Below are 20,939 nucleotides of genomic sequence, written 5' to 3'. Positions count from 1 at the left end.
CGGTCACCCTCACGACTGAGGTGCGGCGGCGGGGACGGGGACGTGCGGGGGCAGCAGCTCCTCGGCACGTAGTTCGTCCCAGAGCGCGGCCGGTACCGTTCGCCGCATCTGGTCCACCGTGTCCCGGACCTCCTTGGCGCAACGCGCGCCGGACAGCACGCTCGCGACCGCCGGATGGCCGAGCGGGAAGCGCAAAGCGGATGCGCGCAGCGGTACGCCGTGGCGTTCGGTGATCGCCTTCATGCGCAGGGCTCGGTCGAGTATGTGCAGTGGGGCGGGCGCGTAGTCGTACATGGCCCCGGGCTTGGGGTCGGTGAGCAGACCCGAGTTGAACACCCCGCCGACGATGACACTCCTGCCGCGGGCGGCGGCCTCCGGCAGTACTTCCGCCATTCCCTCCTGCTCCAGGAGGGTGTAGCGGCCGGCGAGCAGCACGACGTCGATGTCGGTCTCGCGCAGGAAGCGGGCGGGGAGCGCGCACTGGTTCACTCCGATGCCGATCGCCTTGACGACGCCTTCACCGCGCAGCCGTTCCAGCGCAGGGTACGCCTCGGTGAGGGCCTGCTCGGCGTGGTGGTCCGGGTCGTGCAGCAGGGCGATGTCCACCCGGTCCAGACTGAGGCGCTCCAGGCTCGCTTCCAGGGAGCGCAGGACGCCGTCGGAGCTGAAGTCCCAGACGCGGCGGTGAGTGTCGGGCACGGCGAAGCCCTGGGCGAGATCGTCGCCACGGCCACCCTCCGGGCGGGGTTCGAGCAGCCGCCCGACCTTGGTGGAGACGGTGTACGCGTCCCGGTCCCGGTCGCGCAGCGCGGCGCCCAGGCGGCGCTCGGACAATCCGAGTCCGTAGTGCGGGGCGGTGTCGAAGGTGCGGACGCCCGCGTCCCAGGCCGCCTCCACCGCGGCGAACGCGGCCTCGTCGGTGACCGGGCGGAAGAGGTTGCCGATGCCGGCGGCCCCGAACGACAGCTCGGTGACCCTGACGTCGGTGGTGCCCAGCGTGGTCGTTCTCATGAGCCGGCCGCCGGGCGCAGCCGGAGCCCCTGCACGCCGCCGTCGACGGCGAGGGCGGTGCCGGTGACGGAGGCCGCGGCGGGGCTCGCCAGGTAGACCACGGCCGCTGCCACATCGTCCGCGGTGATCAGGCGGCCCAGGGGCTGGCGTGCGTCGAGGGCGGCGCGTTCCGCCTCCGGGTCGTCGGCGGCGTCGAGGAGCCGGGTCACCCAGGGTGTGTCGGCGGTGCCGGGGTTGACGCAGTTGACGCGGATGCCCTCGCGGACGTGGTCGGCGGCCATCGCCAGGGTCAGCGACAGCACCGCGCCCTTGCTCGCGGAGTACAGGGCACGCTGGGGCAGTCCCGCGGTGGCCGCGATGGAGCAGATGTTGACGACCGCCGCGTGCGACGAGCGCCGCAGATACGGCAGGGCGGCCCGGGTGGTGCGTACCGTCCCGAGGACGTTGACGTCGAGGACGCGGTGCCACTCCTCGTCCGGGTTGTCCTCGACGCTGCCGATGGCGCCGATGCCCGCGTTGTTGACCAGGATGTCCAGGCCACCGAGCCGCTCGGCGGCCTCCGCCACGCCCGGACGCACCGAGGCGTCGTCGCCGAGGTCGGCCTTGATGGCGATCAGCGGCTCGGGGGCGCCGGAGGGGTCGAGGTCGAGGACGGCCACCGTGGCGCCGTGCTCGGCCAGCATCCGGGATGTGGCCAGCCCGATGCCGGACGCGCCGCCGGTGACGACGGCCTTGAGCCCTGACAGGCCGCTCAAGCTCCTCAAGCTGCTCAAAGGGGTGCCTTTCACGCTTGGCCGAAGGTCTGGCGCTGGGCGCCGAGGCCGTCGACGGAGAGCTCGACGCTGTCGCCGGGGCGGAGATAGGGGGTGCCCGGGAGGCCGAGGGCCACGCCCGCCGGAGTACCGGTGTTGATCACGTCACCCGGCTCCAGGACCATGTACTGGCTCAGGTACGACACGATGTGGTCGACCGGGAAGATCATGTCGCCGGTGTGGCCCTCCTGCCGCTTCACGCCGTTGACGCTCAGGTGCAGGCCGAGGTCCTGCGGATCGCCCACCTCGTCGGCGGTCACCAGCCACGGTCCGAGCGGGTTGAACGTCTCGCAGGACTTGCCCAGGTCCCACTGCGGCGAGTACTCCAGCTGGAACTCCCGCTCCGAGACGTCATGGCTGATCGCGTACCCCGCGATCACGTCCCGCGCGGCCTCGGGTCCGTCGAGATAGCGGGCCCGTCGTCCGATGACGACCGCCAGTTCGACCTCCCAGTCGGTCTTCACGGAGCCGCGGGGGATCAGCACCTCGTCGTAGGGGCCGATCACCGTGCCCGGGTCCTTCATGAACACCACCGGGCGCTCGGGGATCGCAAGGCCGGTCTCGGCGGCGTGGTCGCGGTAGTTCAGGCCGACGCAGACGATCTTGCCAGGGCGGGCGAGAGGGGCACCGATCCGCAGACCGTCCGGGTCCAGCTCGGGCAGACTTCCCGCCGCGACCTCCGCCCGGGCCCGGTCGACACCGTCCGAGGCGAGGAAAGCGCCGTCGATGTCGGAGGTCACGGGGGACAGGTCGAGCAGCCGGCCGTCCTCGGTGCGGACTGCGGGACGCTCCTCGCCGGGCGCGCCGACTCGTAGAAGTTTCACCGGGCGTCTCCTTGCGATGGGTGCAGATGCCAGATCTCGGTCAGGTCGGACCAGTTGCCCCCGGTGCCGGTATCTGCCCAGGGCTCCTGGCAGGGGTCGGTGAGCTTCCACCAGGCCTGGGTGGTCGCGTCGGTGCTGATCGCGGCCATGTCGGCCTCGAAGTCGTCGCCGTGGTACTCGAAGTAGGCGAACAGCGTGTCCTCGCGCAGGAAGATGCTGTAGTTGCGGATGTTCGCGGCCCGCAGCGCGGCCTCGACGCCCGGCCAGACCGCGGAGTGCAGCCGCAGATACAGCTCACGGTGTTCGGGCCGCAGGCGGATCGTCTGGGCAATCCGTTTCATCTGTGCCTCACTCCTTGGTCGCGCCGGCGAGCATGCCGGCCACGAGGGCGCGCTGGGAGAAGAGGAAGACGATCAGCACGGGGACGATGGTGACCAGGGTGGCCAGGGCCAGTTCGGGCCGCATGATCTGGTTGCCGGTGCCGCTGGAGGTGTTGAACAGCGGCGAGGCGGCGAGCAGGTTGTTCAGCCCCACCTGCGCCGGATACTGCGAGCTGTCGGGGAGCATCACGAACGGCAGGAAGAAGTTGTTCCAGTTGCCGACGAAGTTGAAGAACCCGACCAGGGCGATCACCGGCTTGGCCAGCGGCATCGCGACGAGACGGAAGACCTGCCACTCCGAGCAGCCGTCGATCCGCGCGGCGGACAGCAGGTCGGCGGGGACGTTGGAGGAGAAGTAGATGTAGGTGAGGTAGACCCCGAACGGGAAGAAGGAGAAGGGCAGGATCACCGACCAGATCGTGCCGTCCAGGTGCACGGCGTTCATCCCCAGGTACAGGGGAAGCACCATCGCGGCCGTCGGCATGAGCATCACGAGCATGGTGATGGTCAACAGCATCCGGCACCCGATGAACTGTGTGAGAGCCAGCGCGTACCCGGCGGGGATCGATGTCACCAGCGTGATGGCCAGTGCGCCGAACGTGTAGAGCGCCGAGTTCCTCAGCCAGGTGAGGATGGCGCCTTCCTGGAAGGCGTAGAGATGGTGCCAGGCGTCGGCGATCGAGGTGAGGGAGCCGAAGGAGAACGGGTTGTCCCGCACGATCTGGCCGTCGGTCTTGGTCGTGGCCAGCAGGAGCCACACCACCGGCACACAGAAGAACAGCACGGCCAGGGTCATGACGATGAGCCAGGCCAGCCGGGCGGCCAGTGAGCGTGGGCGGCGCGTCCGGTGCATGGGCTTCCTCGGGCTGGTGCGGGCGCCGGCGGTACGGGGCGGCGGGGTGCGGCGGGCTGTGGTCGTGGGAGCCGTGGTCATCGTTCGTCCCTGTCGAACAGGCCGGTACGGAAGACGACGAGCGCCGCGCAGGCCAGGCCCAGGATGAGGAGGTCGACGGAGAGCGCCGCCGCGCCGTTGAAGTCGCCCGCCTGGAAGGCGTACTGGTAGGACAGCTGGTTCGGTGACCAGCTGTCGGGGATCATGCCCCAGCTGGCGAGGGAGACCAGTTGTGGCTCGACGAAGAGCTGGGTGCCGGCCGCGAAGGCCAGGATCAGCATGTACGCGATCCACTTGGTGATCATGGGGATCTGGATGCGCAGGGCGATCTGGAGCGTGCTGGCGCCGTCGATGCGGGCGGCCTCCAGGATCTCGTCCGGGATGCTGTTGAGCGCGCCGTACATGACCACGATCCAGCCGCCGGCCCCGGTCCAGAAGGCGATGACGGTGAAGAGAACCGGCAGGTGGCCGGGGGCGTTGACCTGGGCGAGGGTGTTCCAGCCGAAGCCCTTCAGCAGCCAGCCGACGGGACTGGCGGCCGGGTCGAGGAGGATCAGGAAGAGCAGGACGCTCGCCACCCCGGCGAGGGCGCCCGGCAGGTAGAACAGGAACCTCAGGGTGGTGGAGGCCCTGCGCATACGGCCGTGCAGCATCAGGGAGAGCAGCACCACCAGGATCATCAGGCTGGCCAGCCAGATCACCAGGTACAGGCCGATGTGGAGGAAGGCCGGCCCGAAGCGGTAGTCGGTGAACGTCCGGGTGAAGTTGCCGACCCCGACGAGTTGGTTGCGGGAGTTGGACAGCGCCAGCCACACCGCGTAACCGGTGGGCAGGACGCCGAAGGCGAGCAGGAGGAGGACGTAGCCGGAGACGAAGACGTAACCGGCGCGTCCGACCGGGTTGCGGGCCGAGCGGCCGCCGCGGCGGCCGCTCCGCTCCGTTGCGAGGTGGGTGGTCATCGGTCCGCTTCGCTAGTTGACGGTGTATCCGAGGGACTTGGCCTTGTCGGTGATGGCCGTCTGCCAGGTGCCCAGGGTGTCGGTGAGGGGCTTGCCCGAGTTCAGGGCCGGGACCACGGTGGAGGAGTAGATCGCTTCCTGGCTGTACTGGGTGGCGGACCAGCCGGGCCAGATGAGTTCCGCCGCCTCCTGGAAGACCGGGCTGACGTCCTGGGCGAAGTAGCCGGTCTTCTTCTGGCCGGCGAGCCAGGCGACGGCTGCTTCCTTGTACGCGGGGTAGGTGCCCGCGGTGGCCTGGTAGTCGTTGGAGGTCGCCATCCAGGTGACCAGGTCGGCGGACGCCTTGAGGTTCTTGCTGTGGGAGGAGACGAACCACAGCCCGCCGCCGACGTTGCCGGTGTAGTTCTTGGCGTCGGCCTCGAACTTCAGCGGCGAGGCAGCCGCGATCTGCCCCTTGGGGATCTTGAAGGTGGAGTTGAAGAGCACCTGGCCGTACCAGGAAGGGCCGGGGAGCAGAAGGACCTTGCTCGCCTCCTTCTTGATGAAGCCGGCGCTGAAGACGGTGTCCTTGGACACCGAGCCCTTGGCGATCAGGCTGTCGAGCAGCTTGGCCATCCGGGTGCACTTGGCGTCCTGCAGGTCGACCTTGACCTTGTTGGCGTCGGTCACTGTGCTGGCAGGGCACTGGCTCGCCCAGAAGTACACCTCGGGGCTCCAGGCGTCCCCGGCGGTTCCGACCAGGTAACCGGGGTGCTCCTTGGCGACCTTCTTGCCGAGTGCCTCGTACTCCTCCCAGGTGGTCGGGACGGAGTAGCCGAACTTGTCCAGGAGCTTCTTGTTGTACCAGAGCACGTTCTGGGCCAGGTCGTTGCGCAGGCAGTAGGTGGCGCCGTTGACCTTGCAGGGGTTCAGCGCGCCGTCCGCGAAGCCGTTCAGCGTGGAGTCGGGGATCAGGCCCTTGTCGACAGGCGCCGCATAGGGGGTCTTGCCCTGGGAGGCCCAGGTGCCGTCGTTGACGTTGGCGCTGAAGGCGACGTCCGGCCAGCCGCTGCCGCTCCGGTCGAACAGCCGGACCTTGGTCTGCAGGTCATTGGCGCCGTTGGCGTCCCCGCTGTACGTGACGATCTTGATCTTCACGTCCGGGTGAGCCTTCTGATAGGCCTGCACGCCGGGGACTCGGGCGGCGTCCGCCCAGACCGTGATCTGGCTGCCTTCCTCCTGCTTCACAGGCTTGAAGGTCGCGGGGGAGGAGGACGCCCCGGCGGCTGCGGGATCAGCGCTGCCGCAGGCGGCGAGTGCGAGAAGGGAGACGGCGCCCAGGGCCGCGCCGGCAACGCGTCTGACCTGGCGGCGGGAGGTGACGGGAACGTCGCTGTTCATGACTGACCTCATGTCTGCGTTCTGCGGAGATCCGCGGGATGTCGGCGCAAGCACCGGAGCGGGGAGGTGTGGAGGGATCAGGTACCGAAGGCGTGGAGGGTCGGGTACGGGGCGATCGTGAGAGTGGGGTGGACTGGGCGGATCAGGCCTTCGGCGGCGTCAAAGTCTCCTTGTCGACAAACCGCTGAAGGGCGGGAGGGTAGTCCAGGCCGGCGGGCAGCGCCACGCCGGGCCCGGTGGGGGCGTGGACGAGTCCCTGGGCGTCGATGCCGCTCTCGCGGCTGATCGGATTGCCCATGACCAGGGACTCGTAGTAGGTGGTGTTCGAGATGGCCATGCACAGGTGTCGGTTGGGGATCTCCGGACCGTGCACCTCGGCGCGCAGCCGGTAGGCGTCGGCGAGGTGGGCGGTGCGCATGGCGCCGGTGAAGCCGCCGCGCAGTTGGGTGGAGGCGCGGACGCCGAAGGTGGCGGCGCCGGCCTGGATGAAGTCGGCCGAGTTCATGTGGGCCCCGTCGGAGGTCTCGGCCACCAGCAGGGGCACCGCCACCGCGTCGGAGAGGCGCTTGTACGCGGTGATGCTGAACTCCCGGATCGGCTCCTCGTACCAGAGGTAATCCGCGTCGGACAGGGCGTGTCCGAGATAGATCGCGTCGGGGAGGTCGAATCCGGCGGACCCGTCGAACATCAGGGGGATCGCGTCCCCCACGTGTTCCCGCAGGGCCACCGACAGCCGGGCGTCGCGGCGTGCGTCGCCCCAGGCGTGGAGCTTGATGGCGGGGTATCCGAGCTCCAGGGCCTGGTCGGCGATGTCCAGGTACTCCTCCACCGAGGAGTAGGTGACGGTCGAGGCGTAGGCGGGGATCGAGGTGCGGAAACCGCCCAGCATCTGCCAGGTGGGCCGGTCCGCGAGCCTGCCGGCCAGGTCCCACAGCGCGGTGTCGACGAGGCCGAGCAGGTAGAGGGGCAGCTCCTCGGTGCGGTCCAGCTCCCACATGCGGTGCCACAGCCATTCCCGCTGCAGCGGGTCCTGGCCCACGAGCTCCTTGCGCAGGAAGCGGTCCAGCAGGTCCGCCAGGATGACGGCGCTGCCCCGGCGGGGGGCCATCGCGATGCCCTCGACCCCTTCGTCGGTGCAGATCCGCAGCACCGCGGCCTCGCCGTCCGGCGGGCTGCCCAGCAACCCGTCACGCCAGACGAACGGCGGACTGGCGCCCGGAATCCGGACCGGATAGCTCTCCACGTCGGCAATGCGCACGGTCTTTACCCCTTGCAGTGGCAGCTACTGCTGCGAAATTTTCGTGTAACGTAAGTCGTCATACGAATGCTGTCAAGGTGTTCGGAGCGTAGAATCGGCGATCGTCCACACCGGTGAGGGGGCCATATGGCGAAGAGCGGTCGAAGCGGCGTCGAGGATCCGTCGGCCCTGAAACCCTGGCCCAGGCGCCCGGCTCGGCTGGCCCATGCGGTGGTGGAGTCCCTTACCGACAGCATTGTCGCGGGTGCCATTCCATCGGGCTCCACCTTGCCGGTCGAACCCGAACTGTGCGAGACGTTCGGCGTCAGCCGCATCACGATCCGTGAGGCGGTCAAGTCGCTGGAGGCCAAGGGGCTGGTTCGGGCCCGGCAGGGTTCCGGCACGACGGTCACCCCGTCCGAGGAGTGGAATCTCCTGGATCCTGTCGTGCTGGCGGCCACCGTCCAGCACGACGACGAACTCGTCGTGCTGGACCAGCTTGTCGGCGTGCGTTCGGTCCTTGAAGCACAGATGGCGGCCCAGGCCGCCGAGCTCGCCACCGATGACGATCTCCGGGAGGTGGGGCGGCTGCTCGGCCGCCTCGACGAGGAGATCGCCACTCCCGCCCGGTTCATCGAGACCGATGTGCTCTTCCATGACCGGATCATGCAGGCGTCCCGGAACAGGCTGGGTCGTTCCATCATCCGGACCGTCCACACCCAGGCCCGCAGTACGTTCCTGTACACCGGCACTCCTGACGGCCACGCGTGCGAGCAGGCGAACGCCGAGCACCGCCGGATCGCCGAGCGGCTTCTGGCCCGCGACCCCCAGGGTGCAGCGCAGGCCATGACGGCCCATATCGAAGCGGCCTGGAGCCGCCGCCGTATCCCGCACACCGGTCTCACCGGTTGAGCGCATCCCGGCCGGCCCTTGCGTGCGCCGGAACCCGCCCCCGAGCCGTCAGGCCGGGGGGCGGGTTTCTTTTGTGGTGCAGATCTATTTCTGCGGCACATATTGACAGCATACGTATGACGACTAACGTTACGACGCCGTATCACCTCCGCAATCACCGCAGGGCTGCATTCCCATGAGTGGGAGGACGCCCCGCGCGTGCCCTCTTGCGTAATCGGAAGGTGCCAGATGCGCCCAACCCGCTTCCGCCCCGCAGTGCGTGACCGGCTCAGACCATGTCTGGCCGCACTCGCGCTCCTCACCGCCTCTGCCGGGGCCGTCGTCGCGCAGGCCGTGCCCGCGTACGCGGCCACCACGACGCTGTACGTGTCCCCGAACGGCACCGGTACCGCCTGCTCGACCAGCCAGCCGTGCTCCCTCACCCAGGCCAAGACCAACGTCCGGGCCATGAACAACTCCATGACGGGCGACATCGTCGTGGAGGTCGCGGACGGCACGTACCGGCTGACGAACCCCCTCACCTTCACAGCGGCGGATTCCGGCACCGGCGGTTACTCGGTGATCTGGAAGGCCGCGCTGGGCGCCCGTCCGGTCATCACCGGCGCGCAGCGGGCCACGGGCTGGACGCTGCGCGACTCGGCGAAGAACATCTGGCAGGCCAGCGTCGGGACCGGGTTCGACACCCGGCAGCTGTACGTCGACGGCGTCCTGGCGACCAGGGCCCGCTCCACGGTCAACCGCACCGACCTGACCGCGACCACCACCGGCTACACCTTCACCAACACCGCGCTGAACTACCTCAACAGCCTGGCCGCCCCGAGCCGCACCGAGATCCACGGCATCGGATCCTTCACCGACCGCTACGCCCCGGTGTCCGGCATCAGCAACGGCACCATCACCATGAACCAGCCGTCCTGGGACAACAACACCTTCGGCTACGACACCCTGACCAAGCCCTTCCGGTCGGCAGCGCTCTACATCGAGAACGCCTACGAATTGCTCGACGCGGCCGGGGAGTGGCACCTCGACACGGGCTCCGGCACCTTGTACTACAAGCCGCTCGCCGGGCAGAACATGAGCACCGCGGACGTCGAGGTGCCGAAGCTGCAGTCGCTCGTCAACGTCGGGGGAAGCTATGCCTCTCCCGCCACCCACATCACGTTCTCGGGTCTGCAGTTCTCGGGCACCAGCTGGCTGGGCCCCAACAGTCACGGCTACGCCAGCCAGCAGACCGGCGCGTACCTCACCGGTACCTGGGACCGTCCCTCCGACGCGCTGACCTCCTGCCAGAGCGGCTGCCCGCTGTTCGAGGCGACGCGTCCGCACTGGGACCAGATGCCGGCCGCCGTCCAGGTGTCGGCCGCCGACCACATCACCTTCACCGGCAACCGGTTCACCCAGCTCGGGCAGGTGGGCCTCGGCATCGGCCAGGACGCCAACGCCCACGCCACCGGGGTCGGCCTCGGTGCCGACACCGTCACCGCCACCGGCAACGTCTTCACTCAGGACGCGGGCGGAGGCATCGTCGTCGGCGGACTCCAGGCGGACGCGCATCACCCCAGCGACAGCCGGATGACCAACAAGAACATCACACTGAGCAACAACGTCATTCACGACGTGGCGATCGACTACCGGGACATGTCGGCCATCCTGGTCACCTACGCCAACGGCGCCACGGTGTCGCACAACGAGGTGTACAACCTGCCCTACTCGGGGCTGACCATCGGTTACGGCTGGGGCGTCAACGACCCGGGCGGCAGCCAGGACTACGCGAACCGCGGTCTGTACGACTACCAGCCCGTCTACACGACCCCCACCACCGCCGCGAACAACCACATCACCGACAACTACCTCCACGACATCATGCAGCAGATGAACGACGGCGGTTGTCTGTACACCCTGTCGGCGTCGCCCGGCAGCACCTTCGAACGCAACTACTGCCACACCAACAACAACTACTACGGCTTCTACCACGACGAGGGATCCAGGGACTTCACGGACACCAACAACGTCTTCCGCAACACGGGCCGGTGGGCCCACCAGAACGGCAGCTCCACCAACAACACCGGTGCCCTCACCCTCCGGGACAACTGGTCGACCACGTCCTCGACCAACATCGTCAACGGTGACCGCGGCAATGTGGTGAGCGGCACGGTGGTCGTCACCAACGGCAACTGGCCCTCCGGCGCCCGCACGGTCATGGACAACGCGGGCATCCAGCCCCAATACCGGCCCCTGACCACGGACCCCGTCACGGCCCCCTACAGCAGCTACTCCTCCACTCCCGCCCTGACGGGCCAGAGCGGCGGTCGCTTCACCATCACCGACGCGGGAGCCGACATCTGGGGTGCCGGCGGACAGCACGACGACGCCTACGGCACCGTCTACCTGGCGAACTCCGCTGCCAACGGCACCTCGGTGACCGCGCGGGTCGACAACATCGACAACACCAACGCCTGGGCCAAGGCGGGCGTCGTCCTGCGCAACAGCCTCACCGGCAACGGCTCTTCCCCGGGATACGCGGTCGCCACGGCGGCCCCGAGCCGCGGCGTGTGCTTCCAGTGGGACTCCACCGCGGACGGCTACCTGGACCAGATGTCGTGTACGTCCTCGACGGTCAAGGCGCCGGTGTGGGTGCGGCTCACCCGCACGGCCACCCAGGTGTCCGCCTTCTATTCCACCAACGGATCCAGCTTCACGCAGATCGGCTCGGCGGTCACCCTGCCGTCCATGGCCGCCACCCAGGACGCCGGTGTCATCCACAGCGCCCACAGCACCACCGTCGGTAGCGCGGCCTTCAGCAATCTGCGGATCGTCACCTCCCCCTCCAAGGCCTACAGCTCCGTCCCGGCCGCGGTGGGCCAGAGCCAAGGAGTGACCTCCCTGACCAACGCGGGCATCGACACATGGGCCTCGGGCGCGCAACGCGACGACGACTACTCCGCGGCCTACCAGTCGGGCGCGGCGGGAACGTCGTCGACCGTCACCGTCCACGTCGACAGCCAGGACAACACCAATGGCTGGGGCAAGGCCGGCCTGATGCTGCGCAACGACATCACCGGCACCGCCTCCTCCACCGGATACCTCGTCCTCGCCGCCACGCCGAGCAAGGGCGTCACGATGTCGTGGGACTCCAACAGTGACGGCTACCTCGACTCCGGCACCACCAAGACCGGCAGTGCCGCCATCGCCCCGGTCTGGCTCCGCCTGGTCAGGAACGGCGACTCGGTCACCGGCTCCTACTCGGCCAACGGGACCACCTGGACCACGGTGGGCACCGCGACGCTGACCGGTGCCAACAGCACCCAGGACGCGGGCATGTTCTTCAGTGCTCACACCGGAGCGCCCGGCAGCGCGAAGTTCAGCCAGTTCTCCGTGAGCTGAAGAAACTGCCCTGAGCGACCGTTGACGGATCCCGCAACCGGCCCCGCGTGGTGGTGCTGCATCACCATCACGCGGGGCACCGCGGCGCTGGGATCAGTTCTTCCGAGGGCTGCCCGTGCCGGGCAGGCTCCCACGCCGCGTCCCTGACGAGGGAAGCTCGCACCACTTCTGTCGCTGCGAAGTCACCCCCCGATCCGCGAGGTTGTGCCGCTCACCGACGCTCCTGTGCCCTCGGAACGCTCAAGGGCCGGACGCTGAAGATCAACGTCAACCGCACTGACAACACCCCCGGAGCCGCCACATGAACGCTTTCCCTACCGTCCGCACCAGTAGGAGGGGGAGACGTTGAAACCCGTCACTTCCACCACCCGCACCGTGTCAGCAGCGCTGGCGACGGCTCTCTCCGCGCTGCTGCTGGCATCCCTCACGACGCCGACCCCGGCCTCGGCCGCGACCCAGGCGACCTACTACGTCGCCCCCAACGGCGACGACGCCAACGCCGGGACGATCACCGCGCCGTTCAAGACCCTGCAGCACGCCCGGGACGTCGTGCGCACGGTCAACGACAACATGACCGGAGACATCAACGTCTATCTCCGCGGCGGCAACTACCCGGTGAGCAGCACCATCGACTTCACACCGGCCGACTCCGGAACGAACGGCCACCATGTCGTCTACGCCGCCTACCAGAACGAGAAGCCGATCCTGGACGGAGGCGTTCAGGTGACCGGCTGGACTCAGCACAGCGGGAACATCTGGAAAGCCACGCTCAACCGCGACAACAAGCTCCGCGCGCTCTACGTCAACGGCAAGCGCGCCCAGATGGCCTCGAAGACGGTCAACTCGGCCGGATGCCACGGGACCTACTCCGTCACGGCCGGCCAGGCTCCCTGGGCCTGGGAGTCGGGTTCGCAGTGCGACGGAGCCAAGTACAGCCTCTCCGACCTGCCCGCCGTCGCCGCCAACCAGGACGACGTCGAGATCAAGTCGGCGACGACCTGGACCACGGCCATCGTGGGGGTCCGTCAGATCACCACGAGCTCGGACGGCGCCAACCGCGTGGCCCTGTTCCAGCAGCCGGGTGCGGCCATCGCCCAGGCAGCGCCGTACGGCCCGTTCAAAGCCGGCGGCAGTCATACGTTCATGAACGCGTACGAGTTCCTGGACAAGCCGGGCGAGTTCTACTTCGACAAGACGAATCACGCGCTGTACTACTACAAGTCCAGCTCCGAGGACATGACCACGGCGAAGGTCTTCGCGCCGAACAGCGTGTCCACTCTCCTCAAGATCGCCGGTACGTCCAGGACCGACCACGCGCGGAACATCACGTTCTCCGGGCTCACGGTCGAGCACTCCGACTGGAACCTGGTCAATGTCGCGGGCTCCGTCTTCCGGCAGAGCCAGCAGGGCAACACCATCTCGACCGTGTACGCGAGGCAGAACTTCCACGCGTACACCTACCGCAACGTCGACCTGCCGCCGGGCATCATCCAGATCGAGAACGCCGACGGGATCGTCCTGCAGCGCAACACGGTGCAGCACACCGGCGCCGACGGGATCAACATGGTCAACGACGTGACGGACTCACAGTTGACCGGCAACTACGTCAACGACATAGCCGGATCCGCCATCACCGTGGGACACCCCCAGCACGTGTACATCGGGGACTACACCTCGACCAACCACGAGAAGTACCCGGTGAACGTCGAGGGCGTCTGCAAGAACATCACCGTCACGGACAACTACCTCTACGACAGCGCGGTGTTGTTCGAGGCGTCCAGCCCGGTGTCGGCGTACTTCGTCGATTCCCTTTCCGTGCAGCACAACCGGATCGAGAAGTCCCCGTGGGCGGGCATCACGCTCGGCTGGGGATGGTGGAACTTCGACGGCTCGACGAACTCCATCAATCCCGGGAACCCGACCACCACGGCGAAGAACAACAGCGTCAAGTACAACGAACTCATCGACACCATGCAGGTGCTCGGTGACTCCGCTCCCATCTACACGCTGGGCAACCAGCCGGGCACCGAGATCAGCAACAACTACATCCAGGGCGTTCCGGCGGGCAAGAAGTACGGACTCCACCCCGATGAAGGCTCCGCCTACCTCAACTTCCACGACAACGTGCTCGACGTGGACAAGGACGTGACGTCCACCATCCACTCCGGTACGTGGGGCCGCCAGCACGACCTGAGCATCACCAACACCTACGGCACCGTCAACAAGATCTGGGACAAGAGGGTCCCGAACAGCACCATCCAGGACGTGCGCGCGTACGCGGACAACGTGTGGCCGTCGCAGGCGTACGGCATCGCCGTGAACGCGGGTCTGGAGGACGCCTACAAGGACCTCGTCCCCCAGAGCAGAGTGGCCCTCCAGGACTACGCGCTGCCCGCCAGCACGTTCACCGGCAAGGGTGTCATGACCATTCCGGTGCGTAGCCCCGGAGACGGGACCAAGACCCTGTGGCTGGCTCCCTCCGGTACGAGGACGTTCGCCGCCGGTCCCACCATGACCAGCGCGAGCGGCACCTCGACGAGCATCGGCGTCCCGCAGGCGGCGGGTGACTACCGCCTCTACGTCGTGGACGCCCAGGGGAACGCGTCCGCCGCGTCGAAGGCGCTCGTGCGGCAGCGCTGGAACCACGTCGACGACAAGGCGGCCGGCGTGACCTACTCCGGCACCTGGTCGAACTGGAACGACACGAAGGACATGAACGGGTCCGAGAAGTACACGACCGGCGTCGGCAACTACGCCGAGTACGCGTTCACCGGCTCGGGCGTCCGGTACCTCAGCATGAAGCAGCCGAACATGGGCAAGGTGGACGTCTACATCGACGGCACGCTCGCCCAGTCGGGCATCGACGCCTATGCCTCGACGGTGACGAAGCAGGTGCCGCTGTTCGAGGAGACGGATCTCGCCGCGGGCCCCCACACGATCAGGGTGGTGTGCACCGGCACGAAGAACGCTTCCTCGTCCAACACCGTCTGCGCGCTGGACGCGTTCGCCTCCATCTCGTTCCCCGCGACGAACGCCAACTACAAGGTGCTCAACAAGAACAGCGCCAAGGCGATCGATGTCTCAGGTGCGTCGATGACCGCCGGAGCCAACATCACCCAGTGGAACGACACCGGAGCCCCGAACCAGAACTGGCGCTTCGTCCCGGTGGGTGACGGCAGCTACGAGATCGTCAGCCGGAACAGCGCTCTGCTCATGGACGTCAGCGGTGCCGCCACCACGGACGGCGCGTCCATCGTCCAGGCGACCGACAACAACGCCGCCAGCCAGCACTGGACACTGGTCGCCACCGGAAACGGCTACTACAAGATCAAGAATGTGAACAGCGGCAAGCTGCTCGCGGTGTCCGGCTCGTCCACGACAGCAGGCGCCCAACTCGTACAGACCACGGACACGAACGCCGCAAGCCAGCTGTGGCAAGCGGTCAACGTGGACTGACTCCCCCCAAGGACGGATATCGTGGACATCACCAGACGACAACTCGGCCGGCTCGCCGCGGTCGGCACCGGGGCGCTCCTGCTGCCGGGCCTGCTGTCACCGGGCAGGGCAGCGGCGGCCCCGCTGTCGGCCGGCAAGTGGGGCGACCAGGGCGACGGCACCTACGTCAACCCCATTCTCCCGTGCGATTTCAGCGACTGGGACTGCATCCGGGTCGGCGACGACTACTACGGCATCACCAGCACGTTCGGGTACTCGCCCGGCGTGGCCGTGCTGCACTCCAAGGATCTGGTCAACTGGCGCACGCTCGGCGGCGCGGTCGGTGACGTGACCCAGATCGGACCACTGCTGAACTGGGACCGGATGAACCGCTTCGGCCGCGGTGTGTGGGCCGGCGCCATCCGCTACCACGCGGGGCGGTACTGGGTGTACTTCAACACCCCCGACGAAGGCTTCTTCATGACGTCGGCCCCCTCGCCGTCCGGGCCGTGGGATCCGCTGACGGCGGTGTGGCGGACCTCCGGCTGGGACGACCCGTGCCCGTTCTGGGACGACGACGGACAGGGCTACCTGGTCACCACGCACTACTCGGACAGCTACAAGATCAACCTGTTCAAGCTGTCCGCGGACGGCAAGTCCCTGGTCGGCACGCCCACGGTCATCCACCAGTCGCCGGGCAGCGAGGCCAACAAGCTGTACAAGATCAACGGCCTGTACTACCACCTGTACAGCGAGGTGAAGTCCGAGGGCCGGGTGCTGATGATGAACCGCAGCTCCAACCTCTACGGCCCCTACGAGACCAAGCAGCTCGAGCACGTCAACGGCTCGGTGGACCGCGAGCCCAATCAGGGCGGCCTGGTGCAGACCCCTGACGGCACCTGGTACTTCGTCACCCACCACGGCCGCGGCGACTGGGAGGGGCGTCCGCTGTCCCTTCTGCCGGTGACCTGGGTGGACGGCTGGCCGATCCTGGGCCGGGTGGGCGCGGACGGCATCGGCAACATGGTGTGGACCGGCCAGGTCCCCGCAGGCGGCACCCCGGGTCTGCCCCTGGACGCCCTGCCCCCCGTGGTGACCAGCGACCTGTTCACCGACACCCGCCTCAAGCCGCAGTGGGAGTGGCACTATCAACCGCGCGCGGACCATTGGTCGTTGACCGAACGCCCCGGCTACCTCCGGCTCAAGGCGTTCGCCCCGCTGGCGACCGACAACCTGACCAAGGTCGGCAACACTCTCACCCAACGGGTGCTGCGCACCGCGGGCGGCGCGACGGTGACCGTCCGCCTCGAGCTGGCCGGCCTCGCCGACGGCCAGCACGCCGGACTGTGCCACTACGCGGGCACCTACGCAGGCCTGGGCGTCCGCCGCTCCGGGACCACCACCACGATCGCGCACAACTCCGGCGGCACCCTGACCAATGGCCCGGTGGTCACGCAGGACGCCGTGTGGCTGCGCACCACCTGGGACGTCAACGGAGTCAGCCAGTTCTCCTACAGCCTCGACGGCACCACGTACACCGCCTTCGGCGGCACTTACCAGCTCACCTGGGGCGGATACCGCGGCGACCGGATCGGCCTGTACACCTACAACCCCAACAACACGGGCTACGTCGACGTCGACTCCGTGCAGTACACCATCGCCCCCACCAGGGCCTACAAATGCGTCAGCGCGCGCAGCGGCAAGGTCGCCGACGTCTCCGGCGGGTCGACCGCGGACGGCGCCGGCCTGATCCAGTGGCGCGACACCGACGCGGTGAACCAGCACTGGACCTTCCAGTCCACAGCGGACGGCTACCACACCATCACCTGCGTCCGCAGCGGCAAGGTCCTCGACGTATCAGGCTCCTCGACCGCGGACGGCGCGCGGATCGTGCAGACGACCGCCGACGGCCGCACCAGCCAGCAATGGCAACTGCGCCCGCTGACCGGTGGCGCGTTCGTCGTGGTCAACCGCAACAGCGGCAAGGTCCTCGACGTCAGCGGAGGCAGCACGGCCGACGGCGCCGCGCTGATCCAGTACACCGACAGGGGCAGCACCAACCAGCAGTGGACCTTCCAACGCGTCACCGGATAGGGACCCGGACAGCAAGCAGTGGGGCCGGAAAGCGATCGCTTTCCGGCCCCACTGCTTGCTGTCCCGCGTCAGGTCACCTCTCCCGACGTCGCGGATGACGTACCCACCGCTGGTCGCACGGTACTCAGCCCAGCGCGATTGCCGTCCACGACACCGGCGGCAGCTCGATGCTGAGCAGCCCGTCGGACAGGCTCGCGCTCGGGTTCGCGTGCGGGGTCACGCGGTTCTGCTCGGTGAGTGTGTTCTTCGCATACGCGTCCGGGTCGGCGAGTGTGACCGCCTCCAGAATCCGCGAGGAGCCAAGGCTGCGCACATCGACCGTGACCTGAGTGGCCTGCGAAAGCCCGCGGTTGACGAGGAAGACCGCGGCCCGGTCCTCGTCGACGGTCGCGACGGCGTCGACGACGGACGCCTCGCCATGGCGTGCCGTCGTGTAGGTCGGCGCCTCGACAACGGGCCGGATCACCTCACCGGCGGCAAGCCGGCTGGTGATCGAGAACGGGTAGAACGTCGTCTGCCGCCAGGCCGGGCCGCCGGGCTCGGTCATGATCGGCGCGATCACGTTGACCAGTTGCGCGAGCGAGGCCGAGGTGACGCGGTCGCTGTGCTTGAGCAGCGTCATCAGCAGGTTGCCGACGACGACGGCGTCCGCCACCGAGTAGACGTCCTCCAGCTGCCGGGGGGCGTGCCGCCACTCGTCGTTGACCTCGTCGGACTCCGCGTGCTCCTTTTGGTACCAGACGTTCCACTCGTCGAACGAGAGGTTGATCTTCTTGTTGGAGCGTTTCTTGTAGCCCACGTGGTCGGCGGTCGCGACGACGGTGTCGATGAAGTAGTCCATGTCGGTCGCCGAGGCGAGGAAGGAGCCGAGGTCGCCGTCGAGCTCCTGGTAGTAGGCGTGGCAGGAGACGTAGTCGACGTGGTCGTAGGTGTGCTCGAGCACCGTGCGCTCCCAGTCGCCGAAGGTCGGCATCCAGGAGCCGGAGGAGCCGCAGACCACGAGTTCGAGGTCCTTGTCGGCCATCTTCATCGCGCCGGCGGTACGGGCGGCGAGCTTGCCGTAGTCGTCGGCCGTCATGAAGCCGGTCTGCCAGCGTCCGTCCATCTCGTTGCCGAGGCACCACATGCGCACGTTGTGCGGCTCCGGCGTGCCGTTGGCGATACGCAGATCCGACAGCGCCGTACCGGAGGGGTGGTTGGCGTACTCGAGCAGGTCCAGGGCGGGCAGGATGCCCCGCGTGCCGAGGTTCAGCGCGAGCATCATCTCGGAGTCGGTGAGCTTGAGCCAGCGGGCGAACTCGTCCAGGCCGACCTGGTTCGACTCCAGCGAATGCCAGGCGAGGTCGCGGCGCACCGGGCGCTTGTCGCGGGGGCCGACCGAGTCCTCCCAGCGGAAGCCGGAGACGAAGTTGCCGCCCGGGTAGCGGACGGTCCTGGTGCCGAGCTCCCTGACCAGTTCGACGACGTCCATACGGAACCCGTCGTCGTTCGCGCTCGGGTGTTCCGGCTCGTAGAGCCCGGTGTACACGCAGCGGCCGAGGTGTTCGACGAACGAGCCGAAGGTGCGGCGTCGGACGGGAGCGATGACGGCATGCTTGTCGAGAATGACGTGGGCGCGGGGCAATGCAGTGGTCCTTTGCAGTTCAGGAGGGGCGTGGGGCAGCGAACGCGCTACTTGACGGCGCCTGCGGTCAGGCCCTTGCGCCAGAACCGCTGGAGACTGACGAAGGCGACGAGCAGAGGGATCAGCGACAGGAACGCACCGGTGATCGGCAGCAACGGCGGCACTCCGCTGGCGAACTCCGCGCGCCACTGCACCAGGCCCACCGTGACGGGCTGCAGTGAGGGGGTGTTGAGCATGAGCGAGGGCAGCAGGTAGTTGTTCCAGATGCCGACGAACTGGAACAGGAAGACGGTCACCAGTGCCGGGGACATCAGCGGCAGGGCGATCCGGAAGAAGGTGCGCTGTTCGCCTGCTCCGTCGATCCGTGCGGCCTCAAGGAGTTCGTCCGGGACGGACGCCGCGGCGAAGATCCGGCACAGGTAGACGCCGAACGGGCTGACACAGCTGGGCAGCAGCACCGACCAGTAGGAGTTGGTGATGTCGAGCTTGGCCATGAGCAGGAACAACGGCAGGGCGAACATCGGCGCCGGGATGAGAACCGAGGCGAGGACGACGTTGAACACGCTTTCCCGGCCGCGGAAGCTGAACTTGGACAGCGCGTAGCCGGCCATCGCGGACAGCAGGGTGCCGACGGTGGCGCCGACGAAACTGTACAGCGCGCTGTTGGCGAGCCAGGTGGAGAAGATGCCGCCCTCGAAGCTGAACACGTCTCTGATGTTGGTGACCAGGTCGAAGTGGGAGAACCACAGCGGCGTACCGGTATAGAGGTAGCCCGAGGCTTTGGTCGCGGAGACGAACAGCCACCACAGCGGGATCAGCGTGTACAGGGCCATCAGGCCCAGCATGCCGTTGACGACGACCTTGCTCGCGATGTCGGTGCCGCGGCGGGTCGGTCGGGTCGGTCGGTCGGCCGAAATCACGCTCATGCCATCGCTCCCTTGCGCTGGTTGTACTTGAGAAAGCCGAACGAGAGCACGAGGGTGATCAGCGCGAGCACGACGGACTGGGCGGCGGCCAGGTTCTGGCCGCCCACGTCCATGCCCAGGGTCGCGTTCATGATCGGGGAGAACTTCGGGTCGATGCCCGGGATGCGCGCGCTGACCAGCACCGCCGGCTCGGTGTACAGCTGCGCCGTCCCGATGATGGAGAAGATCGTGGTCAGCACCAGCGCGGGACGTACCAGCGGGATCTTCACCGCCCACGCCAGGCGCCATCCGGTGCAGCCGTCGAGCGCGGCGGCCTCCATCACCTCCGCCGGGATCGTCTGCAGCGCGGAGTAGATGATCAGCATGTTGTAGCCGGTCCAGCCCCACGTGATCATGTTCCCGATCGAGACCGGAACCCACGACGGCGACAGGAAGTCGACGTCGATCCCGAGGTGGGACAGCGGTCCGGTGAACGGCGAGAGGTCTTTCGCCAGGAGGAAGGACCACATCAACGCGGCGATCGCACCCGGCAGCGCGTAGGGCAGGAAGAACGTGAGCCGGTAGGTCTTCCGCAGCCGGGCCGAGCGGGAGTCCAGCAGGAGCGCGAGCAAGAGGGCCAGGCCGAGCATGACCGGGACCTGGACGCAGCCCAGCAGCACGACCCGGACGATCGACGCGGTGAAGTCGTGGTCGCCGAAGGCGGCGGCGTAGTTGGACAGTCCCGCGAACTCTGTGGACTGCGCACCGCCGAACAGCCCGGCGCGGCGGACGGTGAAGAAGCTCTGGTAGATCGCGTAACAGATCGGCGCGACCATCATGGTCAGGAAGAGCACCGCGAACGGCGCCAGGAAAACCGACGCGGTCAACGCGGTACGGCGGCCGGTGCGCCGAGGCCGGCCGAAGGCGGAGACCCGGGGGGTGCCCGCGGGCACCGGCCGCGGCGGTGACGCGGCCCGGGTGCTGCTGGGACTGCTCATGGAAACCTCGCTGGGCGGTTCGTCGTCAGGGAGCGGGTCCCCGCGGCGCCGGGTACGGGCGGCCGCGGGAACCCTTCGGGGCGGCTGGAGTT

The 20,939-nt window shown here is 68.0% G+C and carries 15 protein-coding genes; 4 read left to right on the top strand and 11 right to left on the bottom strand.

Features of this window, described 5'->3' with window-relative positions; all coding sequences use genetic code 11:
* Nucleotides 1–9 precede the first annotated feature (9 nt).
* The 8 genes from PBV52_RS04215 to PBV52_RS04180 all read right to left on the bottom strand — a co-directional run bounded on the left by PBV52_RS04215 (nt 10) and on the right by PBV52_RS04180 (nt 7,516).
* Complete coding sequence (locus tag PBV52_RS04215) at nt 10–1,011, bottom strand: aldo/keto reductase (RefSeq protein WP_274236913.1); 1,002 nt, start codon at nt 1,009–1,011, stop codon at nt 10–12.
* The gene (locus tag PBV52_RS04210; RefSeq protein ID WP_274236912.1) at nt 1,008–1,766 is read right to left on the bottom strand and encodes an SDR family NAD(P)-dependent oxidoreductase; all 759 of its coding nucleotides are present in this window, start codon (nt 1,764–1,766) and stop codon (nt 1,008–1,010) included. The genes PBV52_RS04215 and PBV52_RS04210 overlap by 4 nt, the downstream gene beginning before the upstream one ends.
* Before the next feature lie 29 nt (nt 1,767–1,795).
* Nucleotides 1,796–2,647 (bottom strand): fumarylacetoacetate hydrolase family protein, encoded by an 852-nt coding sequence (locus PBV52_RS04205; protein WP_274236911.1) that lies wholly within the window; start codon nt 2,645–2,647, stop codon nt 1,796–1,798.
* Nucleotides 2,644–2,988: an L-rhamnose mutarotase gene (locus PBV52_RS04200; RefSeq protein WP_274236909.1), complete on the bottom strand. Its 345-nt coding sequence runs from the start codon at nt 2,986–2,988 to the stop codon at nt 2,644–2,646. The genes PBV52_RS04205 and PBV52_RS04200 overlap by 4 nt, the downstream gene beginning before the upstream one ends.
* 7 nt (nt 2,989–2,995) lie before the next feature.
* Nucleotides 2,996–3,880, bottom strand: a complete 885-nt coding sequence (locus PBV52_RS04195; protein ID WP_274249264.1) for a carbohydrate ABC transporter permease — start codon at nt 3,878–3,880, stop codon at nt 2,996–2,998.
* A gap of 77 nt (nt 3,881–3,957) precedes the next feature.
* Nucleotides 3,958–4,878 carry a carbohydrate ABC transporter permease gene (locus PBV52_RS04190; protein WP_274236908.1) on the bottom strand — a complete coding sequence of 307 codons (921 nt, stop codon included), beginning with the start codon at nt 4,876–4,878 and terminating at the stop codon, nt 3,958–3,960.
* A 12-nt stretch (nt 4,879–4,890) separates the two neighbouring features.
* Nucleotides 4,891–6,258, bottom strand: coding sequence for an ABC transporter substrate-binding protein (locus tag PBV52_RS04185; protein ID WP_274236907.1), 1,368 nt, complete (start codon nt 6,256–6,258; stop codon nt 4,891–4,893).
* Nucleotides 6,259–6,400: 142 nt separating this feature from the next.
* A complete protein-coding gene (locus tag PBV52_RS04180; RefSeq protein WP_274236906.1) occupies nt 6,401–7,516 on the bottom strand; it encodes an enolase C-terminal domain-like protein in 1,116 nt (371 codons plus the stop codon).
* 126 nt (nt 7,517–7,642) lie between these two features.
* Between PBV52_RS04180 and PBV52_RS04175 the strand changes: the two genes are divergently transcribed.
* From PBV52_RS04175 to PBV52_RS04155, 4 genes are all read left to right on the top strand, one after another.
* Complete coding sequence (locus PBV52_RS04175; protein ID WP_274236905.1) at nt 7,643–8,407, top strand: FadR/GntR family transcriptional regulator; 765 nt, start codon at nt 7,643–7,645, stop codon at nt 8,405–8,407.
* 228 nt (nt 8,408–8,635) lie between these two features.
* Nucleotides 8,636–11,791: a right-handed parallel beta-helix repeat-containing protein gene (locus tag PBV52_RS51390; RefSeq protein WP_306801420.1), complete on the top strand. Its 3,156-nt coding sequence runs from the start codon at nt 8,636–8,638 to the stop codon at nt 11,789–11,791.
* A gap of 375 nt (nt 11,792–12,166) precedes the next feature.
* Nucleotides 12,167–15,247, top strand: a complete 3,081-nt coding sequence (locus PBV52_RS04160) for an RICIN domain-containing protein (RefSeq protein ID WP_274236904.1) — start codon at nt 12,167–12,169, stop codon at nt 15,245–15,247.
* A gap of 21 nt (nt 15,248–15,268) precedes the next feature.
* A complete protein-coding gene (locus PBV52_RS04155) occupies nt 15,269–17,320 on the top strand; it encodes a family 43 glycosylhydrolase (protein ID WP_274236903.1) in 2,052 nt (683 codons plus the stop codon).
* Nucleotides 17,321–17,444: 124 nt separating this feature from the next.
* Here the strand turns inward: PBV52_RS04155 and PBV52_RS04150 are convergent, their stop codons facing one another.
* From PBV52_RS04150 to PBV52_RS04140, 3 genes are read right to left on the bottom strand one after another with little or no spacing between them, the layout of a single operon-like run.
* Nucleotides 17,445–18,944, bottom strand: coding sequence for an alpha-N-arabinofuranosidase (locus tag PBV52_RS04150; RefSeq protein WP_274236902.1), 1,500 nt, complete (start codon nt 18,942–18,944; stop codon nt 17,445–17,447).
* 47 nt (nt 18,945–18,991) lie between these two features.
* On the bottom strand, nt 18,992–19,870 hold the full coding sequence (locus PBV52_RS04145; protein WP_274236901.1) for a carbohydrate ABC transporter permease: 879 nt from the start codon (nt 19,868–19,870) through the stop codon (nt 18,992–18,994).
* Nucleotides 19,867–20,847, bottom strand: a complete 981-nt coding sequence (locus PBV52_RS04140; protein ID WP_274236900.1) for a carbohydrate ABC transporter permease — start codon at nt 20,845–20,847, stop codon at nt 19,867–19,869. Before PBV52_RS04140 ends, PBV52_RS04145 begins: the two co-directional genes overlap by 4 nt.
* Nucleotides 20,848–20,939 lie beyond the last annotated feature (92 nt).

The organism is Streptomyces sp. T12 (assembly GCF_028736035.1).
Taxonomy (GTDB): Bacteria; Actinomycetota; Actinomycetes; order Streptomycetales; family Streptomycetaceae; genus Streptomyces.
The sequence above is the reverse complement of the archived record's forward strand: the minus strand, read 5'-3'. Positions and strand labels throughout refer to the sequence as shown.